The sequence below is a fragment of the Citrobacter sp. Cb004 genome (genome assembly GCF_030337065.1).
In the GTDB taxonomy this organism is placed as follows: Bacteria; Pseudomonadota; Gammaproteobacteria; order Enterobacterales; family Enterobacteriaceae; genus Citrobacter; species Citrobacter braakii.
In genome coordinates this window covers 1-19,720 of sequence record NZ_JAOWCH010000063.1, presented here as the reverse complement: position 1 = coordinate 19,720, position 19,720 = coordinate 1, and the positions used below count along the sequence as shown (strand labels likewise).

Annotated in this window: 17 protein-coding genes; 16 read left to right on the top strand and 1 reads right to left on the bottom strand. The window is 52.7% G+C overall.

The genetic code is table 11. The features are described 5' to 3' along the window. Positions 1-21: 21 nt before the first annotated feature. Positions 22-1,872, top strand: coding sequence for an outer membrane assembly protein AsmA (gene asmA / locus OGV65_RS15045; RefSeq protein ID WP_279265667.1), 1,851 nt, complete (start codon positions 22-24; stop codon positions 1,870-1,872). Positions 1,873-1,916: 44 nt separating this feature from the next. Here asmA and OGV65_RS15040 read toward each other — a convergent pair whose 3' ends face one another. Then, a complete protein-coding gene (locus tag OGV65_RS15040; protein WP_019077138.1) occupies positions 1,917-3,500 on the bottom strand; it encodes a TerC family protein in 1,584 nt (527 codons plus the stop codon). 652 nt (positions 3,501-4,152) lie between these two features. Between OGV65_RS15040 and OGV65_RS15035 the strand changes: the two genes are divergently transcribed. The 15 genes from OGV65_RS15035 to cpsG form a co-directional block, all read left to right on the top strand. Further along, entirely contained in the window at positions 4,153-5,292 is a 1,140-nt protein-coding gene (locus OGV65_RS15035; RefSeq protein ID WP_029139591.1) for a polysaccharide export protein, read from the top strand. A gap of 5 nt (positions 5,293-5,297) precedes the next feature. Next, positions 5,298-5,747 carry a low molecular weight protein-tyrosine-phosphatase Wzb gene (gene wzb, locus OGV65_RS15030; protein WP_016156925.1) on the top strand — a complete coding sequence of 150 codons (450 nt, stop codon included), beginning with the start codon at positions 5,298-5,300 and terminating at the stop codon, positions 5,745-5,747. Next, positions 5,744-7,906: a tyrosine-protein kinase Wzc gene (gene wzc, locus OGV65_RS15025; protein ID WP_046275965.1), complete on the top strand. Its 2,163-nt coding sequence runs from the start codon at positions 5,744-5,746 to the stop codon at positions 7,904-7,906. Before wzb ends, wzc begins: the two co-directional genes overlap by 4 nt. A gap of 120 nt (positions 7,907-8,026) precedes the next feature. Beyond that, a complete protein-coding gene (wcaA, locus tag OGV65_RS15020; protein WP_016153592.1) occupies positions 8,027-8,869 on the top strand; it encodes a colanic acid biosynthesis glycosyltransferase WcaA in 843 nt (280 codons plus the stop codon). A 2-nt stretch (positions 8,870-8,871) separates the two neighbouring features. Then, on the top strand, positions 8,872-9,360 hold the full coding sequence (wcaB, locus tag OGV65_RS15015) for a colanic acid biosynthesis acetyltransferase WcaB (RefSeq protein WP_016156923.1): 489 nt from the start codon (positions 8,872-8,874) through the stop codon (positions 9,358-9,360). Next, the gene (gene wcaC / locus OGV65_RS15010) at positions 9,357-10,574 is read left to right on the top strand and encodes a colanic acid biosynthesis glycosyltransferase WcaC (protein WP_286455122.1); all 1,218 of its coding nucleotides are present in this window, start codon (positions 9,357-9,359) and stop codon (positions 10,572-10,574) included. Before wcaB ends, wcaC begins: the two co-directional genes overlap by 4 nt. Continuing rightward, on the top strand, positions 10,549-11,766 hold the full coding sequence (wcaD, locus tag OGV65_RS15005; RefSeq protein WP_200080112.1) for a colanic acid polymerase WcaD: 1,218 nt from the start codon (positions 10,549-10,551) through the stop codon (positions 11,764-11,766). The genes wcaC and wcaD overlap by 26 nt, the downstream gene beginning before the upstream one ends. 5 nt (positions 11,767-11,771) lie before the next feature. Further along, positions 11,772-12,518: a colanic acid biosynthesis glycosyltransferase WcaE gene (gene wcaE, locus OGV65_RS15000; protein WP_019077134.1), complete on the top strand. Its 747-nt coding sequence runs from the start codon at positions 11,772-11,774 to the stop codon at positions 12,516-12,518. Positions 12,519-12,527: 9 nt separating this feature from the next. Then, entirely contained in the window at positions 12,528-13,082 is a 555-nt protein-coding gene (wcaF, locus tag OGV65_RS14995; protein WP_016153587.1) for a colanic acid biosynthesis acetyltransferase WcaF, read from the top strand. Positions 13,083-13,106: 24 nt separating this feature from the next. After that, positions 13,107-14,228, top strand: a complete 1,122-nt coding sequence (gene gmd, locus OGV65_RS14990) for a GDP-mannose 4,6-dehydratase (RefSeq protein ID WP_016156920.1) — start codon at positions 13,107-13,109, stop codon at positions 14,226-14,228. A 2-nt stretch (positions 14,229-14,230) separates the two neighbouring features. After that, positions 14,231-15,196: a GDP-L-fucose synthase gene (gene fcl / locus OGV65_RS14985; RefSeq protein ID WP_153690221.1), complete on the top strand. Its 966-nt coding sequence runs from the start codon at positions 14,231-14,233 to the stop codon at positions 15,194-15,196. A 2-nt stretch (positions 15,197-15,198) separates the two neighbouring features. Then, complete coding sequence (locus OGV65_RS14980; protein WP_286455121.1) at positions 15,199-15,678, top strand: GDP-mannose mannosyl hydrolase; 480 nt, start codon at positions 15,199-15,201, stop codon at positions 15,676-15,678. Next, positions 15,675-16,901: a colanic acid biosynthesis fucosyltransferase WcaI gene (gene wcaI / locus OGV65_RS14975; RefSeq protein WP_103766500.1), complete on the top strand. Its 1,227-nt coding sequence runs from the start codon at positions 15,675-15,677 to the stop codon at positions 16,899-16,901. The genes OGV65_RS14980 and wcaI overlap by 4 nt, the downstream gene beginning before the upstream one ends. After that, on the top strand, positions 16,901-18,337 hold the full coding sequence (gene cpsB, locus OGV65_RS14970) for a mannose-1-phosphate guanyltransferase (protein WP_286455128.1): 1,437 nt from the start codon (positions 16,901-16,903) through the stop codon (positions 18,335-18,337). Before wcaI ends, cpsB begins: the two co-directional genes overlap by 1 nt. A gap of 127 nt (positions 18,338-18,464) precedes the next feature. Continuing rightward, positions 18,465-19,720, top strand: a 1,256-nt coding sequence (gene cpsG, locus OGV65_RS14965) for a phosphomannomutase CpsG (RefSeq protein WP_286455120.1), incomplete at its 3' end; no start/stop codon positions are given.

Below are 19,720 nucleotides of genomic sequence, written 5' to 3'. Positions count from 1 at the left end.
TTTCAGTCCATTGGGGATAGCATGAGACGATTTCTGACGACGCTGATGATTCTACTGGTCGTGCTGGTGGCCGGTTTTTCTGCGTTAGTACTGTTGGTTAATCCGAATGATTTCCGCGCATATATGGTCAAGCAGGTTGCTGCGCGTAGCGGATATCAGCTGCAGTTGGATGGCCCGCTGCGTTGGCACGTATGGCCTCAACTGAGTATCCTCTCGGGGCGCATGGTGTTAACGGCTGAAGGCGCCAGCGAACCCCTGATTCGTGCCGACAATATGCGTCTTGACGTCGCGTTGTGGCCGCTGTTGAGTCACCAGCTCAGCGTGAAGCAGGTGATGCTCAAAGGCGCGGTGATTCAACTGACCCCGCAAACTGAAGCGGTGCGCGGCAAAGATGCGCCCGTTGCCCCAAAAGACAATACGTTGCCCGACCTGGCTGAAGACAGAGGATGGTCGTTTGATATTGCCCGCCTGCGTGTTGCCGATAGCGTTCTGGTATTCCAGCATGAAGACGATGAACAGGTCACGGTTCGCGATATTCGTCTGGACATGGAACAGGATAACCAGCACCGTGGCACGTTTGATTTCTCCGGGCGCGTTAACCGCGATCAGCGTGACCTCGCATTATCCTTCAACGGCAGCGTTGATGCCTCCGACTATCCGCATAACTTATCCGCGAATATTGAGCAGCTAAGCTGGCAATTGCAGGGGGCCGATCTACCGGCGCAGGGGATCAAAGGCCAGGGACAGTTTCAGGCGCAGTGGCTGGAAGAGAAAAAACAGCTCGCGTTTAGCCAGATTCATTTGACCGCTAACGACAGCTCTCTCGCCGGGCAAGTTCATGTGACATTGTTGGATAAACCAGAATGGGCCGTCGACCTGAAGTTTGGTCAGCTCAATCTGGACAATCTGCTCGTACAACGTGAGGCTGTGACGACGAACGGTGAGGTTCAGCAAGGTCAGAGTCAGTCAACGCTGGCGCGCCCCGTCATTGCTTCCCAGGTTGATGCCGTTTCGTATCAGGGACTGAAGGGATTTTCGGCAGACATCGCGTTGCAAGCTGACAAAGTGCTGTGGCGGAAAATGGCGTTTGACAATGTCTCGGCAAAAATTGACAACCAGTTCGGCTTGTTGAACGTTACGCAGTTGCAGGGGAAAAGTGACGGCGGGCTGGTGTCGCTTCCTGGTATGCTGGATGCCAGAAAAGGACAGCCGCGAGCGGTCTTCCATCCGCGCCTGGAAGGCGTAGAAATTGGTACTATTCTGAAAGCCTTCAACTACCCCATCGCCCTCACCGGTAAGCTGTCACTGGCAGGGGATTTCTCTGGCTCAGATATTGATGCCCAGGCGTTTCGTCATAGCTGGCAAGGGCAGGCCCATGTCGAAATGAGCGATACGCGAATGGAAGGAATGAACTTCCAGCAGATGATACAACAGGCCGTCGAACGTAGCGGTGGGGATGTTAAAGCTCAGCAAAACCTGGATAACGTGACCCGGTTGGATCATTTTGTAACCGATATGACGCTGGATAACGGCGAGGTTACGCTGGATAACATGGCGGGTGAGTCGGCGATGCTGGCGCTGACCGGCAAGGGAACGCTGGATCTGGTGAAGCTGAATTGCGACACGCTGTTTAACATTCGCGTGCTGGGTGGCTGGGATGGCGAAAGTAAGCTGATTAACTTCCTGAAGGCTACCCCGGTTCCTCTCAGAGTCTACGGTCAGTGGCAGGCGCTAAACTACAGTCTGCAAGTCGACCAGATTTTGCGTAAGCATTTGCAGGATGAAGCGAAACGTCGCCTTAACGATTGGGCCGATCGCAATAAAGACTCCCGCAACGGTAAAGATGTTAAAAAGTTGCTGGATAAACTCTGATTCATATTGCCGGATGGCGGTTGATGCCGCCTCCGGCTCGTGATTTACACTTCGTAATCCATCTCTTCTTCACTGTGCAGCGGTATCAGTTGGACTTTTTGCACGCGATGATTTTCCACCTGCAGGGTTTTTAGTCGATAGTCGCCAACCTGAACTTCCTCCCCGGTTTTCGGGATGCGCTGCAAATACTCCATTAACAGTCCGGCAATGGTGTGATATTCACGCTTATCATCTAACGGGATAGGCACGTACTGCACCAGATCTTCCAGCGGCATGTGTCCGTTTGCGGTCCATGAACCATCCGCGTTTTTCTGAATGTCATGGCGGGCGTCAATCTCCTCTACCTCATTTGGCAGGTTACCGGCGATGGTTTCCATCACGTCACTGAGCGTTACAATCCCTTCAACTGACCCAAATTCATCGGCCACAAAAGCGAAGTGCGTCCGGGCGTTACGGAACTGCTCAAGCGCCGGAAGCAGCGGCAGAGTTTCCGGGAACACCAACGGCTGGCGAATCAAGACGCGTAAGTCGAGCGGCTCGCCGCGAAGAGATTGCTGCAGCAGGTCGATGACATGCACCACGCCCAGCAAGTCTTCCTGCTCATCTTCGCCGGTGACCACCAGACGCGTATGCTGGTTTTTTTCCAGCAAAGCGCGGATTTCTGTTTCCGGCGCATTGAGGTCGATGTGTTCAATATCATGGCGCGAGGTCATGATACTGCTGACCGTACGCTGATTAAGGTTCAGCACACGTTCAATCATCCGCCGTTCCTGAGGGGCAAAAATTTGTCCTTCATGATGGTCTGCCAGCATTGCCGCGGTTTCGGCATCCAGTTCGGCGTCTTCTTTTTGCCCGCTCAGCAGTCGCATTACCGCCTCGGCGGTGCGCTGGCGCAGGGTATGGTTGGCTGACAGGAAGCGACGGCGGTTAAAGATAGCTAACTGGTTCAATGCTTCTATCATGACCGAGAAGCCGATGGCGGCGTACAGGTAACCTTTCGGAATATGGAAACCAAACCCATCGGCGACCAGACTGAAACCAATCATCAGCAAGAAGCTCAGGCACAGAATGACGATAGTGGGATGGCTGTTGACAAAGCGCGTCAGCGACTTGCTGGCAAGCACCATCAGGCTGATGGCAATAATCACCGCAGCCATCATTACTGCCAGGTGATCGACCATCCCTACGGCGGTAATGACGGAATCCAGGGAGAAGATAGCGTCCAGCACGACTATTTGCGCGACGACGCCCCAGAACTTAGCGCCTTTACGCTGGGTCGGGTTCTCGCTGTCTTTGCCTTCCAGCCGTTCGTTTAGCTCCATGGTGGCTTTAAACAGCAGGAAGAAACCGCCGAACAGCATGATCAGATCGCGCGCGCTGAAGCTCAGGCCGCGAATGCTGAACAGCGGCGTGGTCAGCGTTACCAGCCATGATATTGATGCCAACAGCAGCAAGCGCATGACCATCGCCAGCAGTAGCCCGGTAATACGCGCCTTATCCCGCTGGGCAGGAGGCAGTTTCTCCGCGAGGATGGCAATAAAAACAAGATTATCAATGCCAAGAACAAGTTCGATCACGATTAGCGTGACGAGTCCGGCCCAGATTGACGGATCGGCAATCCATTCCATAGTAAATGCTATACCCATAGTTGTATGACAATTGTCACAATTCGATCATGGGTAAAACTGGCGAAAAATGCAATGGCGAGGAGGGATTTCTCTGTAGCCTATTACAACCAGGTACGGGATATTAGCCTTAATGTAACTACAGGAAATAATATTATTTATCCAAAGCTCTTTAAGAAATATCGCAGGTGGGATATTTTTATATTAATGTTGTCAATATCAATAAAATCCTAAAAATATACAAATTCAACGCTTAATATTAATCTTAAAAGCAAGTTGTCGGTAACTTGTTACCTTGCCTGATATTCGCTTAGCTGCAACAATTCCTCCGGTAATAATCAAAAGATAAATATTTCCTTATCAACCAGCGGCGCTATTCCTGATGCGTTCCCGCTGTGAATGTGATGAAAATAAAGGGGAAGATAAAATTTATATTAATCAGTGCATTGGTAGCTAATAAGCCAGGGGCGGTAGCGTGTCTGGTCGCCTGAGACGAGCCTAAATTATTCTGTCAAGAGACCGCAGATGAATTCATTTTTTTTAGGACAGATGCCAGTTAAATTCCTTTTCAATTAACGGCAAGGTAAATGCGTACAGGCGAAGTCGCTATTTAGATCGCACGTGATAATTACTCTGCCAAAGTGATAAATAATCAATGATGAAATCCAAACTTAAATTGATGCCTGTATTGGTATCGGTAATCTTGATAAACGGTTGTACCGTGCTTCCGGGCAGCAATATGTCTACGATGGGCAAAGATGTGATTAAACAGCAGGACGCTGATTTTGATATCGATCGCATGGTGAATGTTTATCCACTCACCCCACGACTGGTCGAACAATTACGTCCCCGACCAAATGTTGCGCAGCCTAATATGTCTCTCGACCAGGAGATTGCCGGGTATCAGTACCGGGTCGGCCCGGGCGATGTCCTGAATGTTACCGTCTGGGATCATCCTGAACTCACCACGCCGGCCGGGCAGTATCGTAGCTCAAGTGATGCCGGCAACTGGGTGCAGCCTGATGGCACCATGTTTTACCCCTACATCGGCAAAGTTAGCGTGTCAGGGAAAACGTTGGCCGAAATTCGTAGTGATATTACCGGGCGCTTAGCGAAGTACATTGCTGACCCGCAGGTGGACGTTAATATCGCCGCTTTCCGTTCGCAGAAGGCCTATGTCTCCGGGCAGGTGAACAAATCCGGCCAGCAGGCCATCACCAACGTGCCGCTTACCGTTCTCGATGCCATTAACGCCGCAGGCGGTCTCACCGAGGCGGCAGACTGGCGCAACGTTGTACTGACTCATAAAGGGCAGGAGCAACGCATTTCACTGCAAGCGCTAATGCAAAATGGCGACCTGAGCCAGAACCGTCTGCTCTATCCTGGCGACATCCTGTTTGTTCCGCGTAATGACGATTTGAAAGTCTTCGTAATGGGGGAAGTGAAAAAACAGAGCACCCTCAAAATGGACTTCAGCGGCATGACGCTCACCGAAGCACTCGGCAACGCGGAAGGTATCGACCTGACCACCTCCAACGCCAGCGGCATTTTCGTTATTCGTCCATTGAAAGGCGAGGGCGGGAACAACGGCAAGATCGCCAATATCTATCAGCTTGATATGTCCGATGCGACATCGCTGGTGATGGCGACGTCATTCCGACTCCAGCCATACGATGTGGTGTACGTCACTACCGCGCCGGTTGCTCGCTGGAACCGTTTGATCAATCAGTTGCTGCCGACTATTAGCGGTGTTCGCTATATGACGGACACGGCCAGCGACCTTCACAACTGGTAATCGTCATGTTTAACAAAATCTTAGTTGTCTGTGTGGGGAACATTTGCCGCTCTCCGACGGCAGAGCGCTTGTTAAGGCAATTTCACCCGGCGTTGACGGTCTCTTCTGCCGGCCTTGGGGCGTTGGTAGGCAAAGGCGCGGACCCGTGCGCCATCAGCGTGGCGCAGGCGCACAACCTGTCACTGGAGAATCATTGTGCCCGGCAGATCTCGGGACGAATGTGCCGGGAGTATGACCTGATCCTGACCATGGAAAAACGCCATATCTCTGCCCTGTGTGAAATGGTGCCGGAGATGCGCGGCAAAGTGATGCTGTTTGGTCACTGGGACAGCGAGCGCGAAATTCCCGATCCGTATCGTAAAAGCCGCGATGCGTTTGACGCGGTGTACGCATTACTTGAACGGTCTGCACGCCAATGGGCTCAGGCATTGAACGCAGAGCAGGGAAAACAATGACAGAAAAAGTAAAACAGTCTGCTGCGCCGGTAACGGGCAATGATGAAATCGATATTGGTCGTCTGGTGGCAACGGTGGTGGAAGCCCGCTGGTGGGTGCTTGGTATTACTGCGGCATTTGCATTATGCGCAGCGGTCTACACGCTATTTGCCACTCCCATCTACAGTGCGGACGCGCTGGTGCAAATTGAGCAAAATACCGGAAATTCACTGGTGCAGGATATTGGCTCGGCGTTGTCGAACAAACCTCCGGCCTCTGAAGCGGAAATTCAGCTCATCCAGTCACGGCTGGTATTGGGGAAAACGGTAGACGATCTCAACCTGGATATCGCGGTTACCAAAGATACGTTCCCCATTTTTGGCGCGGGTTGGGATCGGTTGATGGGGCGCCAGAACGAAACGGTTAACGTGACGACTTTCACGCTGCCAAAGGCAATGAATGAACAGACCTTCACGCTAAGCGTGCTGAATGACAAAAGTTATCAGCTGGTGAGTGACGGAGGTTTTAGCGCCCAGGGGCAGGTTGGGCAGGTGCTGAAACATGACGGCGTGACGATGCTGGTCGAGGCGATCCATGCCAGCCCTGAGAGCCAATTTACCGTCAGCAAATTCTCCACGCTGGGCATGATCAACACCCTGCAAAATAATCTGATGGTGACGGAAACCGGCAAAGACACTGGCGTACTGAGCCTGACCTTTACCGGCGAAGACCGCGAGCAAATCCGCCAGATCCTTGACAGTATTACCCGCAACTACCTGCAACAAAACGTGGAGCGTAAATCTGAAGAGGCCGCCAAAAGTCTGGCGTTTCTGGCAAAGCAGTTGCCCGAGGTACGTAACCGGCTGGACGTTGCCGAAAACAAGCTGAATGCCTTTCGTCAGGACAAAGACTCCGTGGATTTGCCGCTGGAAGCCAAAGCGGTGCTGGATTCCATGGTGAATATTGATGCGCAGCTTAATGAGCTGACCTTCAAAGAAGCGGAGATTTCCAAGCTGTTCACCAAAGCGCACCCTGCGTACCGCACCTTGCTGGAAAAACGCCAGGCGCTGGAAGATGAGAAAAGCAAGCTGAACGGGCGCGTAACGGCGATGCCGAAAACGCAGCAGGAAATTGTCCGCCTGACGCGTGACGTGGAGTCCGGCCAGCAGGTCTATATGCAACTGCTGAACAAGCAGCAGGAGCTGAAGATTACCGAGGCCAGTACGGTCGGAGATGTACGCATCGTCGATCCCGCGATTGCCCAGCCAGGCGTGCTGAAGCCGAAAACGACGCTGATTATTCTCGGCAGCATCATTCTTGGTTTGATGCTTTCAGTGGTGGGCGTACTGCTGCGTTCCCTGTTTAATCGCGGCATTGAAAGCCCACAGGCGCTGGAAGAGCATGGCATCAGCGTGTATGCCAGCATTCCACTATCAGAATGGCAAAAAGCTCGCGATAACGTGCAAACCATTAAAGGCGTGAAACGCTACAAGCAAAGCCAGTTGCTGGCAGTGGGGAATCCGACGGATCTTGCGATAGAAGCGGTCCGCAGCCTGCGTACCAGCCTGCACTTTGCCATGATGCAGGCGCGCAACAACGTCTTGATGCTGACCGGCGTCAGCCCGTCAATTGGTAAAACGTTTGTCTGCGCCAACCTGGCGGCGGTCGTTAGTCAGACCAACAAACGCGTGCTGTTGATCGACTGCGACATGCGCAAAGGTTATACCCACGAGCTGCTGGGGACCAATAACGTTAACGGTCTGTCTGAGATCCTCATCGGCAAGGGGGATATCTCATCCAGCGCGAAACCGACATCGATTCCACATTTCGATCTGATCCCTCGCGGACAAATTCCCCCCAACCCCTCCGAACTGCTGATGAGTGAACGCTTTGGCGAACTGATTGCATGGGCCAGCTCGCACTATGACCTGGTGCTGATCGATACCCCGCCAATACTGGCGGTGACCGACGCGGCTATCGTGGGGCGTCACGTTGGAACCACGCTGATGGTGGCGCGTTACGCGGTCAACACGCTGAAAGAGGTGGAAACTAGCCTGAGTCGCTTCGAGCAAAACGGCATTCAGGTGAAAGGGGTGATCCTGAACTCGATCTTCCGCCGTGCCAGCGGGTATCAGGATTACGGTTATTACGAATACGAGTACACCTCGGATTCGAAATAGATTATGAACATTGCCGGATAGCGGCCCACAAAAACATATTTATACCCGTCATACTTCGAGTTGCAGGAAAGCCAACGCAGATGCAACTCGAAGTATGACGGGGATATCTGGGAAACGAAAATGACGACAGACAACCCGCTAATTTCAATTTATATGCCCACCTGGAACCGTCAGCAACTGGCCATCCGGGCGATTAAATCGGTACTGCGCCAGGACTATCCTCACTGGGAGATGATCATTGTGGATGATTGCTCTTCCTCGTATGAGCAACTGCAGCAATTTGTTGAAGAGCTCAACGATCCGCGTGTGTCGTATACGCGTAATCCCACTAACTCCGGAGCCTGTGCGGTGCGTAATCAGGCCATCATGCAGGCCAGTGGGCAATATATTACGGGTATTGATGATGATGATGAATGGACGCCGAACCGCCTGAGCGTATTTCTCAATTATCGCCATCATCTGGTGACGCGGGCGTTTCTGTATGCCAATGACTATGTCTGTGAAGGCGAAGTATATTCGCAGCCGACCAGTTTGCCGCTCTATCCGAAGGCCGTTTATTCACGCCGTAAATTTTATAAGCGCAATATTATTGGTAATCAGGTGTTTACCTGGGCCTGGCGGTTTAAAGCATGCCTGTTCGATACCACGCTGAAAGCGGCGCAGGATTATGACATTTTCCTGCGCATGGTGGTGGCGTATGGCAAACCGTGGAAGGTAAAAGAGGCAACGCAGATCCTGCATGTGAATCACGGTGAAATGCGTATTACCTCATCCCCGCATAAATTCTCCGGCTACTTTCAGTTCTACCGTAAGCACAAAGGCAAATTTGACCGGGCCAGCAAGAAATATCAGCTGTTTACCCTCTACCAAATCCGCAATAAACGGATGAACTGGCGCACGTTGCTGACGCTGCTTTCTGTTCGCAATAGTAAGCGCCTGGCCGACGGACTGCGAGGACGCTAAGTATGCTGGAAGATTTACGCGCGAACGGCTGGAGTCTGCGACCCTGCTGCATGGTGGTGGCCTATCGGATTGCCCATTTTTGCTCCGTCTGGCGTAAAAAAAATGTCTTGAACAACCTGTGGGCGGCGCCGGTACTGGTGATGTATCGCCTTATCACTGAATGCGTGTTTGGCTATGAAATCCAGGCCGCTGCATCTATTGGTCGTCGTTTCACCATCCATCATGGCTATGGGGTGGTGATCAATAAACACGTGGTGGCGGGGGATGATTTCACCCTGCGCCACGGCGTCACCATCGGCAATCTTGGCGGCAACGATCTGTCCTGTCCGGTCATCGGTAACGGCGTTGAGCTGGGGGCCAATGTCACTCTGCTTGGCGGCGTTGCCATTGGCGATAACGTGACGATTGGCGCCGGGAGCGTCGTAGTGGATAGCATCCCGGACAATACGCTGGTCGTGGGCGAGAAGGCACGGGTGAAGGTAATAAAATGAAGATATTACAGTTTAATGTGCGGCTCGCAGAAGGCGGGGCGGCAGGCGTGGCGTTAGATTTGCATCTGAGGGCGCTGGAAAAAGGGTTGTCATCGCATTTTGTCTACGGCTATGGCAAAGGCGGTAAGAAAAGCGTCAGCCATGCGAATTACCCACAGGTTATCAAACATACGCCACGTCTGACGTCGGCGGCGAATATTGCGCTGTTTCGTTTCGCGAACCGCGACATGTTTGGCAATCTCGACAAGTTGTACCGTCCGGTTACCCGCACTTCCGGCCCGCTGGTACTGCATTTTCATGTGTTGCACAGCTACTGGTTGAATCTGGAAGAGGTGGTCGCCTTTTGCCAAAAAGTGAAGGCGCATAAACCGGATATCACCTTCGTCTGGACGCTGCACGATCACTGGAGCGTGACCGGGCGCTGTGCCTTTACCGATGGTTGCGAAAGCTGGAAAACGGGCTGTCAGAAATGTCCAACGCTCAGTAACTATCCGCCGGTAAAAATCGATAAAGCCCATCAACAGTTGCCTGGTAAACGGCAGATGTTTCGCGCCATGCTGGCGCTGGGCTGCCAGTTCATTTCGCCCAGTCAGCATGTGGCCGATGCATTCAACAGTCTGTATGGCACCGGTCGTTGCCGCATTATTAACAATGGCATCGATGTGGCAACGGAAGCCATTCTTGCCGAACTTCCCGCTAAGCATGAGGAAAGCGGCAGACCGAAAATCGCCGTAGTGGCCCATGACCTGCGCTATGACGGTAAAACCAGTCAGCAACTGGTGCGAGCGATGATTGCGCTCGGAGACAAAATTGAGCTGCATACCTTCGGCAAATTTTCTCCGTTTGTCGGGGATAACGTCATCAATCACGGGTTTGAGAGCGATAAGCGCACGTTGATGAGCGCGCTTAACGAGATGGATGGGCTGGTGTTCAGCTCGCGCGTTGATAACTACCCGCTGATTCTGTGCGAAGCGCTTTCCATCGGCGTACCGGTGATTGCTACGCACAGCGATGCCGCGCAGGAAGTGTTGGCGAAATCGGGCGGCAAAACGTTCAGCGAAGCGGACGTTTTGCACCTGGTGCAACTGAAAAGATCAGACATTGCGCAGGCGGTATTTGACACGTCGCTTGCCGCGTTCAGCCAGCGCAGCCGGGTGGCATACAGTGGGCAACAGATGCTGGAGGAGTATGTCTCGTTCTATCAGAATCTGTAGCTATCTGGTGCTACCGCTGCTTTATCTGCTGGTTAACGTCAAACTCGCCCAGCTTGGCGAGAGCTTCCCGATAACTATCGTCACGTTCTTGCCCGTTCTGCTGTTGCTGTTTGTCGAGCGCATCAATATTAAAAAATTAATGATTGCGCTGGGCGTGGGGGGCGGACTGACGGCGTTTAACTATCTGTTCGGACAATCACTGGATGCCAGCAAGTACGTGACGTCCGCAATGCTGTTTGTCTATACCGTGGTGATTATCGGTATGGTGTGGAGTATTCGCTTCAAAACCATTTCGCCGTATAACTACATTAAGATCTTGCGTTTTTTCTGGCTGGTTGTGGGTCTGGTGGTGGGGTTAGCTGCGGTGGAAATGGCGCAGATAATTCTTAGTGGCGGCAGCAGTTTAATGGAAGTTATTTCGAAATATCTTATTTACAGTAATAGCTATGTTCTGAACTTTATTAAGTTTGGCGGGAAGCGTACCACTGCACTCTATTTCGAACCGGCATTCTTCGCTCTGGCGTTAATCTCAATTTGGCTCAGTATCAAACAGTTTGGTATCAAAACGCCTAAGTCCGATGCTATGATTCTGGCAGGGATAATATTATCAGGATCGTTTTCAGGGGTAATGACATTTATTTTGTTTTACCTCCTGGAGTGGGCGTTCCAGTATCTGAATAAAGATGCGATAAAAAAGAAGTTGCCGCTGGCGATAATCTCATTAAGCGTGTTTGTTGTTGGTGTGATATTTGCGTTTCCGTACATCGCGACACGGCTTGGAGATTTAGGAACTGAAGGCTCATCATCGTATTATCGTATCGTGGGACCATTAGTAATGGTCGGTTATTCGTTACTTAACGTTGATGGGGTAGTGAGATTCGGCTCACTTTATGAATATGTTGCGTCATTCGGAATTTTTAACGGTGCAGATGTTGGTAAAACGATAGACAATGGCTTGTATCTGCTGATTATTTATTTCTCATGGTTCGCGGTGATATTAGCCCTGTGGTACATGGGGAAAGTCATGAAGATGATGATCAATGCGTTTGGTGATAATCAGAATTATCGGGTGCAGCTTTATCTTTTTACGCCGCTGTCGCTGTTTTTTACAGGTTCAGTATTTAGTCCGGAATACGCATTTTTAATTGTATGTCCGTTTATTTTGCGCAAGGCGCTGAATATAGCGAGGTAGAACGCATGCTGCTCAGTATTATTACCGTCGCCTTTCGTAATCTGGAAGGGATCGTCAAAACTCACGCGTCGTTAGCTCATCTGGCGCAGGCGGGTGATATCAGTTTTGAGTGGATTGTTGTTGATGGCGGCTCCTCTGACGGTACCTCGGCCTTTCTTGAAGGGCTCAGTGGAGAGCACCGGTTACGGTTTGTCAGCGAGCCGGATAAGGGCATCTATGATGCAATGAACAAAGGTATCGCTATGGCGCGCGGGCGGTTTGCGCTGTTCCTCAACTCCGGGGATATTCTGCATGCAGATGCGGCTCATTTTATCCGCCAGCTAAAAACGCAGAGCGATAAAGCGATGGTCATTGGCGATGCGTTGCTAGATTTCGGTAATGGTAACAAAATTAAGCGGCGGGCCAAGCCGGGTTGGTATATTTATCACAGCCTTCCCGCCAGCCATCAGGCAATCTTCTTTCCTCTCTCTGGACTGAATGTCTGGCGCTATGATTTGCAATATAAGATATCGTCTGATTACGCGCTGGCAGCCAAATTATACAAGTCAGGTTACGCGTTTAAAAAGCTGAGCGGGCTGGTGTCAGAGTTTTCCATGGGTGGGGTGTCAACGACGAATAATCTGGAATTGTGCCGGGATGCAAAAAAGGTACAGCGCCAGATATTACACATGCCAGGGTTTTGGACCGGGTTGTCAGAATATTTACGTCTGCGCACAACCGGTAAAACAAAAACCTTATATGGAAAAGCGTAAGGGTACATTATGCAGGATTTAAGCGGCTTCAACGTGCCGGGAGGTTTTCGCGGCGGCGGTGCCATTAAAGTGCAATTATGGTGGGCAGTGCAAGCCACATTATTTCGCTGGTCCCCACAGGTAATGTATCGCTGGCGTGCGTTTTTATTGCGAATGTTTGGCGCAAAAATAGGAAAAAACGTAGTTATTCGACCTTCAGTAAAAATTACTTATCCGTGGAAATTAACCCTAGGAGATTATTCCTGGGTGGGTGATGACGCGGTTTTATATACGCTGGGTGATATTACGATTGGTGCGCACGCGGTTATTTCGCAAAAAAGTTATTTATGCACCGGGAGTCATGATTATGCCAGTCAACATTTTGATATTAACGCCACACCAATTGTAGTTGGTGATAAATGCTGGCTGGCGACAGATGTCTTTGTCGCGCCTGGCGTGACGATTGGCGATGGCACCGTCGTCGGAGCACGCAGCAGTGTATTTAAATCGCTGCCAGCCAATGTCGTTTGTCGGGGAAATCCCGCAATAGTTACACGCGAACGCGTCGAGAAAGTTACTCCCTGAGGGGATCATTTAAGAGGTAATAACATGTCAAAAGTCGCTCTCATCACTGGCGTAACCGGGCAGGATGGTTCTTACCTGGCAGAGTTCCTGCTGGAAAAAGGGTATGAAGTACACGGTATTAAGCGCCGCGCTTCATCATTCAACACCGAACGTGTGGACCACATCTATCAGGATCCGCATTCGGGCAATCCCAAATTCCATCTGCACTATGGCGATTTGACGGACTCATCCAACCTGACCCGTATTTTACAGGAAGTGCAACCGGATGAGGTCTATAACCTCGGCGCCATGAGTCATGTCGCGGTGTCGTTTGATTCACCGGAATACACCGCGGATGTCGATGCTATCGGCACCTTGCGTTTGCTGGAAGCTATCCGCTTCCTCGGGCTGGAAAAGAAGACCCGTTTTTATCAGGCTTCCACCTCTGAACTGTACGGTCTGGTACAGGAAATCCCGCAGAAAGAGAGCACGCCGTTCTACCCGCGCTCGCCGTATGCCGTTGCTAAGCTGTACGCCTACTGGATAACCGTCAACTACCGCGAATCTTACGGTATGTATGCCTGTAACGGTATTCTGTTTAACCACGAATCTCCGCGCCGCGGCGAAACCTTTGTCACGCGCAAAATTACGCGTGCGATCGCCAACATCGCGCAGGGGCTGGAGTCTTGCCTGTACCTGGGCAATATGGATTCGCTGCGTGACTGGGGGCATGCCAAAGATTACGTCAGGATGCAGTGGATGATGCTGCAGCAGGACAAGCCGGAAGATTTCGTGATTGCCACCGGCGTGCAGTATTCCGTGCGCCAGTTTGTGGAAATGGCCGCCGCTCAGTTGGGGATTAAATTGCGCTTTGAAGGCGAGGGCGTGAATGAGAAAGGCATTGTGGTTTCCGTAACCGGACACGACGCGCCGGGTGTGAAACCTGGGGATGTCATGATTGCCGTCGATCCGCGCTATTTCCGTCCGGCAGAGGTGGAAACGCTGCTGGGCGATCCGGCCAAAGCACATGAAAAACTGGGCTGGAAGCCGGAAATCACGTTGCGCCAGATGATCTCGGAAATGGTTGCCAACGATCTTGAAGCAGCGAAGAAGCATTCCCTGCTGAAGTCGCACGGTTACGAGGTAGCCATCGCGCTGGAGTACTGAGGATGAAGACACAACGTATTTTTGTGGCGGGCCATCGCGGGATGGTGGGGTCCGCCATCGTCAGACAATTGTCGCAGCGAGATAATGTCGAGCTGGTGTTGCGTACCCGCGACCAACTTAACCTGCTGGACGCCAGTGCGGTGCAGGCGTTCTTTGCCACTGAACGTATTGACCAGATTTATCTGGCAGCGGCTAAAGTTGGCGGGATCGTGGCGAATAATACTTATCCTGCTGATTTTATTTATGAAAATATGATGATTGAGAGCAACATTATTCATGCTGCGCATTTACATAACGTGAATAAACTGCTGTTCCTCGGATCATCCTGTATTTATCCAAAGCAAGCCACCCAGCCAATAGCCGAAAGCGAGCTGTTGCAGGGGCAGCTGGAACCGACCAATGAGCCGTATGCGATTGCCAAAATTGCTGGGATCAAGCTGTGCGAATCGTATAACCGCCAGTATGGCCGCGATTATCGCTCGGTGATGCCGACCAATCTGTATGGGCCGCATGACAACTTCCACCCGAGTAATTCGCATGTGATCCCGGCGCTGCTGCGCCGCTTTCATGACGCTCGAGAGCACAATACGCCGGATGTGGTGGTGTGGGGAAGCGGGACGCCAATGCGTGAATTTCTGCATGTTGACGATATGGCAGCGGCCAGTATCCACGTGATGGAGCTGGCTCAGGAAGTCTTGCAGGAATATACCCAGCCGATGCTGTCGCATATCAACGTGGGCACCGGCGTGGACTGCACCATCCGCGAACTGGCGCAAACCATCGCGCAGGTCGTGGGTTACAAGGGGCGCGTGGTGTTCGACGCCAGCAAACCGGATGGAACGCCGCGCAAATTGCTCGATGTTACGCGCCTGCATCAGTTGGGCTGGTATCACGAGATATCACTGGAAGCGGGGCTTGCGAGTACCTGGCAGTGGTTCCTTGAAAACCAGCAGCGCTACCGGGGGTGAGCATGTTTTTACGTCATGAGGATTTTGCCACCGTAGTACGTTCAACTCCGCTGATTTCCATCGATTTGATCGTGGAAAACACCCACGGTGAATTTCTGCTCGGTAAGCGTCTCAATCGTCCGGCGCAGGGTTACTGGTTTGTGCCCGGCGGTCGGGTGCAAAAAGATGAACCGCTGCACGTGGCCTTTGAGCGGCTTACCGAAACGGAGCTGGGGTTACGTTTACCGCTGTCCGCTGCGGAGTTTTACGGTGTCTGGCAGCACTTCTATGACGACAACTTTTCTGGGGATGATTTCTCAACGCATTACATCGTGCAGGGATTTCGTCTGCGGGTGTCGGAAAACGACTTGCAACTGCCCAATGTCCAACATGATGCGTACCGATGGATGGCGTCTACACAGATTCTGGCCAGTGACCACGTACACGACAACAGTCGGGCTTACTTCTGTAAAACAAGTCAAGCCGGAGTACCCGGGCTATGAAGATCCTCGTGTATGGCATCAACTATTCGCCTGAGTTGACCGGTATCGGCAAATACACCGGTGAAATGGTGGAGTGGATGGCGCAGCAGGGGCATGACGTTCGGGTGATCACCGCGCCGCCTTATTATCCCCAGTGGAAGGTAAACGGCAGTTATTCATCCTGGCGCTACCGTCGCGAAGAGGGCGACGCCCTCGTCTGGCGTTGTCCGCTGTATGTGCCTGAGCAACCCTCAACGCTCAAGCGCCTGCTGCATTTGGGCAGTTTCGCCCTGAGCAGTTTTTTCCCGCTACTGGCGCAACGTCGCTGGAAGCCGGATCGCATTATCGGCGTAGTGCCGACGCTGTTTTGCACGCCAGGCATGCGCCTGCTGGCAAAGCTTTGTGGCGCACGTACGCTATTGCACGTTCAGGATTACGAAGTCGATGCCATGTTGGGGCTAGGAATGGCGGGCAAAGGCACGCGCGGTATGGTGGCAAAACTGGCCAGCGCCTTTGAGCGCAGTGGGCTGTTGAATATGGACCATATTTCGACGATTTCCCGTTCCATGATGCACAGCGCCATGGAAAAAGGCGTTGCGCCGCACAAGGTTATTTTCTTTCCGAACTGGTCAGAAGTGACGCGCTTTCGTGATGTGAGCGACGCCGATGCCCAGGCGTTGTCTCGGCAACTGGGATTGCCTGCCGATCAAAAGATCGTTCTTTACTCAGGCAATATCGGTGAAAAGCAGGGGCTGGAGAGCGTGATAGACGCAGCGGTCGAGTTGAGCGAATACCCCTGGCTGTTTGTGATTGTCGGGCAGGGCGGTGGTAAAGCGCGGCTGGAGAGCATGGCCTGCGAACGCGGCCTGAATAACGTGATGTTCTTTCCGCTGCAATCATATGACGCGCTGCCAGCGTTGCTCAAGATTGCGGATTGTCATCTGGTCGTGCAAAAGCGTGGTGCGGCTGATGCCGTACTGCCCTCCAAATTGACCAATATCCTCGCTGTTGGTGGTAACGCAGTTATTACTGCCGAACCTGAAACCGAGCTGGGTCAGCTTTGTGACGCTCACCCTGGCATTGCGGTGTGCGTGGAGCCGGAGTCGGTAAACGCGCTGGTTTGCGGTATTAAACGGGCATTGATGATGCCAAAAGTAAACACGGTGGCACGTGATTATGCCGAACGCACGCTGGATAAAGAAAACGTGCTGAGTCAATTTCTTGCAGATATACGGGGTACATGATGAGTCAAAGCAAACTCTTTCCGGTGGTGATGGCCGGTGGCTCGGGTAGCCGTTTATGGCCACTGTCCCGCGTGCTGTACCCAAAGCAGTTCCTGTGCCTGAAAGGCGATCTCACCATGCTGCAGACGACGATTTGCCGTCTGAATGGCGTGGAGTGCGAAAGCCCGGTGGTTATCTGTAATGAACAACACCGTTTTATCGTAGCGGAACAGTTACGACAACTGCACAAGCTGACTGAGAACATCATTCTCGAACCTGCCGGGCGTAACACGGCACCGGCGATAGCGCTGGCCGCGCTGGCGGCAAAACGTCAAAGTCCGGGTGAGGATCCGCTGCTGCTGGTCTTGGCGGCCGATCACATGATTGCCGACGAAGAGGCATTCCGCGAGGCGGTTCGCAATGCGATGCCCTATGCCGGAGCGGGTAAGCTGGTGACGTTCGGTATCGTGCCGGACCAGCCGGAAACCGGCTATGGCTATATCCGCCGGGGGGAGGTCTCGCCGACGAATACCGACGCCGTGGCTTTTGAAGTGGCACAGTTTGTTGAAAAGCCTAATCTGGAAACCGCGCAGGCTTACGTGACGAGCGGCGACTACTACTGGAACAGCGGCATGTTCTTGTTCCGGGCCGGACGTTACCTGGAAGAACTGAAAAAGTATCGTCCCGACATTCTTGAAGCCTGTGAGAACGCCATGAGTACGGTCGACCCCGATCTCGATTTTATCCGCGTTGATGAACAGGCGTTTCTCGCCTGCCCGGAAGAGTCTGTGGACTATGCGGTAATGGAACGTACAGCCGATGCGGTGGTGATGCCAATGAACGCAGGCTGGAGCGATGTTGGCTCCTGGTCATCGCTGTGGGAAATCAGTGCCCATACCGCTGAAGGCAATGTGCATCACGGCGATGTCATAAGCCACAAAACGGAAAACAGTTACGTGTATGCCGAATCCGGCCTGGTGACGACCGTCGGGGTGAAAGATCTGGTGGTGGTGCAGACCAAAGACGCGGTGCTGATAGCCGATCGCAACGCGGTGCAGGACGTCAAAAAAGTGGTAGAGAAAATTAAGGCTGACGGGCGTCATGAGCATCATATTCACCGCGAAGTTTATCGTCCGTGGGGCAAGTACGACTCAATTGATGCCGGAGAGCGTTACCAGGTGAAGCGAATTACCGTCAAGCCTGGTGAGGGATTGTCTGTGCAGATGCATCATCACCGGGCTGAACACTGGGTTGTGGTTGCCGGTACCGCGAAGGTGACAATCAATGATGATATCAAACTGCTTGCTGAAAACGAGTCTGTCTATATTCCGCTGGGGGCGACCCATTGTCTGGAGAACCCCGGGAAAATCCCGCTCGATCTGATTGAAGTGCGCTCCGGATCTTACCTCGATGAGGATGATGTGGTGCGGTTTGCGGATCGCTACGGGCGCGCGTAACACAACATCATCGTTGCCGGATGGCGGCGTGAACACCTTATCCGGCCTAAAAACTAACGGCTAGTCATTTTGTGAAAAATATCTCCAGTCAGGAGAGGGCTAACTGTTGCCTGAAGAAGGGGAAATCATGACGAAATTAACCTGTTTCAAAGCCTACGATATTCGCGGCAGGCTGGGCGAAGAGCTGAATGAAGAGATTGCGTGGCGCATTGGCCGCGCTTACGGCGAGTTCCTGAAGCCTAAATCTATTGTTCTGGGCGGCGATGTGCGTCTGACCAGCGAGACGCTAAAGCTGGCGCTGGCGAAAGGGCTGCAGGATGCGGGGGTGAATGTGCTGGATATTGGCATGTCGGGCACCGAAGAGATTTACTTCGCCACCTTCCACCTTGGCATTGACGGCGGTATTGAAGTGACCGCCAGCCATAATCCGATGGATTACAACGGCATGAAGCTGGTGCGGGAAGGGGCGCGGCCCATCAGCGGTGATACCGGTCTGCGCGACGTGCAGCGCCTGGCGGAAGCCAACGACTTCCCGGCGGTTGATGCGACAAAACGTGGCCACTATCAGCGTATTACTACCCGCGATGCCTACATCGACCACCTGCTGGGTTACATCAATCCCGGCAGCCTGAAACCGATGAAGCTGGTGCTCAACTCCGGCAACGGTGCGGCAGGTCCAGTGGTTGACGTCATTGAAGCCCGTTTTAAGGCGCTGGGGGTGCCGGTCGAGTTCATCAAAATTCACAATACGCCGGATGGCAACTTCCCCAACGGTATCCCCAATCCTCTGCTGCCGGAATGCCGGGCCGACACGCGCAATGCGGTGATTGAACACGGTGCGGATATGGGGATTGCCTTCGACGGTGATTTTGACCGCTGCTTCCTGTTCGATGAAAAAGGTCAGTTCATTGAGGGCTACTACATTGTCGGCCTGCTGGCAGAAGCGTTTCTGGAGAAGAATCCGGGGGCGAAAATTATCCACGACCCGCGCCTGTCCTGGAATACCGTGGACGTGGTGACGGCGGCAGGCGGTAAACCGGTGATGTCAAAAACCGGGCACGCGTTTATCAAAGAGCGGATGCGCCATGAAGATGCCATTTATGGCGGTGAAATGAGCGCGCATCACTATTTCCGTGATTTTGCTTACTGCGACAGCGGAATGATCCCGTGGCTGCTGGTGGCGGAACTGCTGAGTCTGAAAGGACAGTCGCTGGGTGAACTGGTCCGTGACCGGATGGTGGCCTATCCGGCGAGTGGGGAAATCAACAGCACGCTGGCAGAGCCGGCGGCAGCGATTGCGCGTGTGGAGCAGCACTTTTCCAGTGAGGCGCTGACGGTGGACAGAACGGACGGTATCAGCATGGCGTTTGTCGACTGGCGCTT

What these genes read in the sequence shown, in the direction of transcription:
- wzc (WP_046275965.1), top strand. Translation starts at nt 5,744, where the DNA reads ATGACAGAAAAAGTAAAACAGTCTGCTGCGCCGGTAACGGGCAATGAT.
- wcaI (WP_103766500.1), top strand. Translation starts at nt 15,675, where the DNA reads ATGAAGATCCTCGTGTATGGCATCAACTATTCGCCTGAGTTGACCGGT.
- gmd (WP_016156920.1), top strand. Translation starts at nt 13,107, where the DNA reads ATGTCAAAAGTCGCTCTCATCACTGGCGTAACCGGGCAGGATGGTTCT.
- fcl (WP_153690221.1), top strand. Translation starts at nt 14,231, where the DNA reads ATGAAGACACAACGTATTTTTGTGGCGGGCCATCGCGGGATGGTGGGG.
- asmA (WP_279265667.1), top strand. Translation starts at nt 22, where the DNA reads ATGAGACGATTTCTGACGACGCTGATGATTCTACTGGTCGTGCTGGTG.
- cpsB (WP_286455128.1), top strand. Translation starts at nt 16,901, where the DNA reads ATGAGTCAAAGCAAACTCTTTCCGGTGGTGATGGCCGGTGGCTCGGGT.
- OGV65_RS15040 (WP_019077138.1), bottom strand. Translation starts at nt 3,500, where the DNA reads ATGGAATGGATTGCCGATCCGTCAATCTGGGCCGGACTCGTCACGCTA.
- wzb (WP_016156925.1), top strand. Translation starts at nt 5,298, where the DNA reads ATGTTTAACAAAATCTTAGTTGTCTGTGTGGGGAACATTTGCCGCTCT.
- OGV65_RS14980 (WP_286455121.1), top strand. Translation starts at nt 15,199, where the DNA reads ATGTTTTTACGTCATGAGGATTTTGCCACCGTAGTACGTTCAACTCCG.
- OGV65_RS15035 (WP_029139591.1), top strand. Translation starts at nt 4,153, where the DNA reads ATGATGAAATCCAAACTTAAATTGATGCCTGTATTGGTATCGGTAATC.
- wcaD (WP_200080112.1), top strand. Translation starts at nt 10,549, where the DNA reads ATGTCTCGTTCTATCAGAATCTGTAGCTATCTGGTGCTACCGCTGCTT.
- wcaA (WP_016153592.1), top strand. Translation starts at nt 8,027, where the DNA reads ATGACGACAGACAACCCGCTAATTTCAATTTATATGCCCACCTGGAAC.
- wcaE (WP_019077134.1), top strand. Translation starts at nt 11,772, where the DNA reads ATGCTGCTCAGTATTATTACCGTCGCCTTTCGTAATCTGGAAGGGATC.
- wcaB (WP_016156923.1), top strand. Translation starts at nt 8,872, where the DNA reads ATGCTGGAAGATTTACGCGCGAACGGCTGGAGTCTGCGACCCTGCTGC.
- wcaC (WP_286455122.1), top strand. Translation starts at nt 9,357, where the DNA reads ATGAAGATATTACAGTTTAATGTGCGGCTCGCAGAAGGCGGGGCGGCA.
- wcaF (WP_016153587.1), top strand. Translation starts at nt 12,528, where the DNA reads ATGCAGGATTTAAGCGGCTTCAACGTGCCGGGAGGTTTTCGCGGCGGC.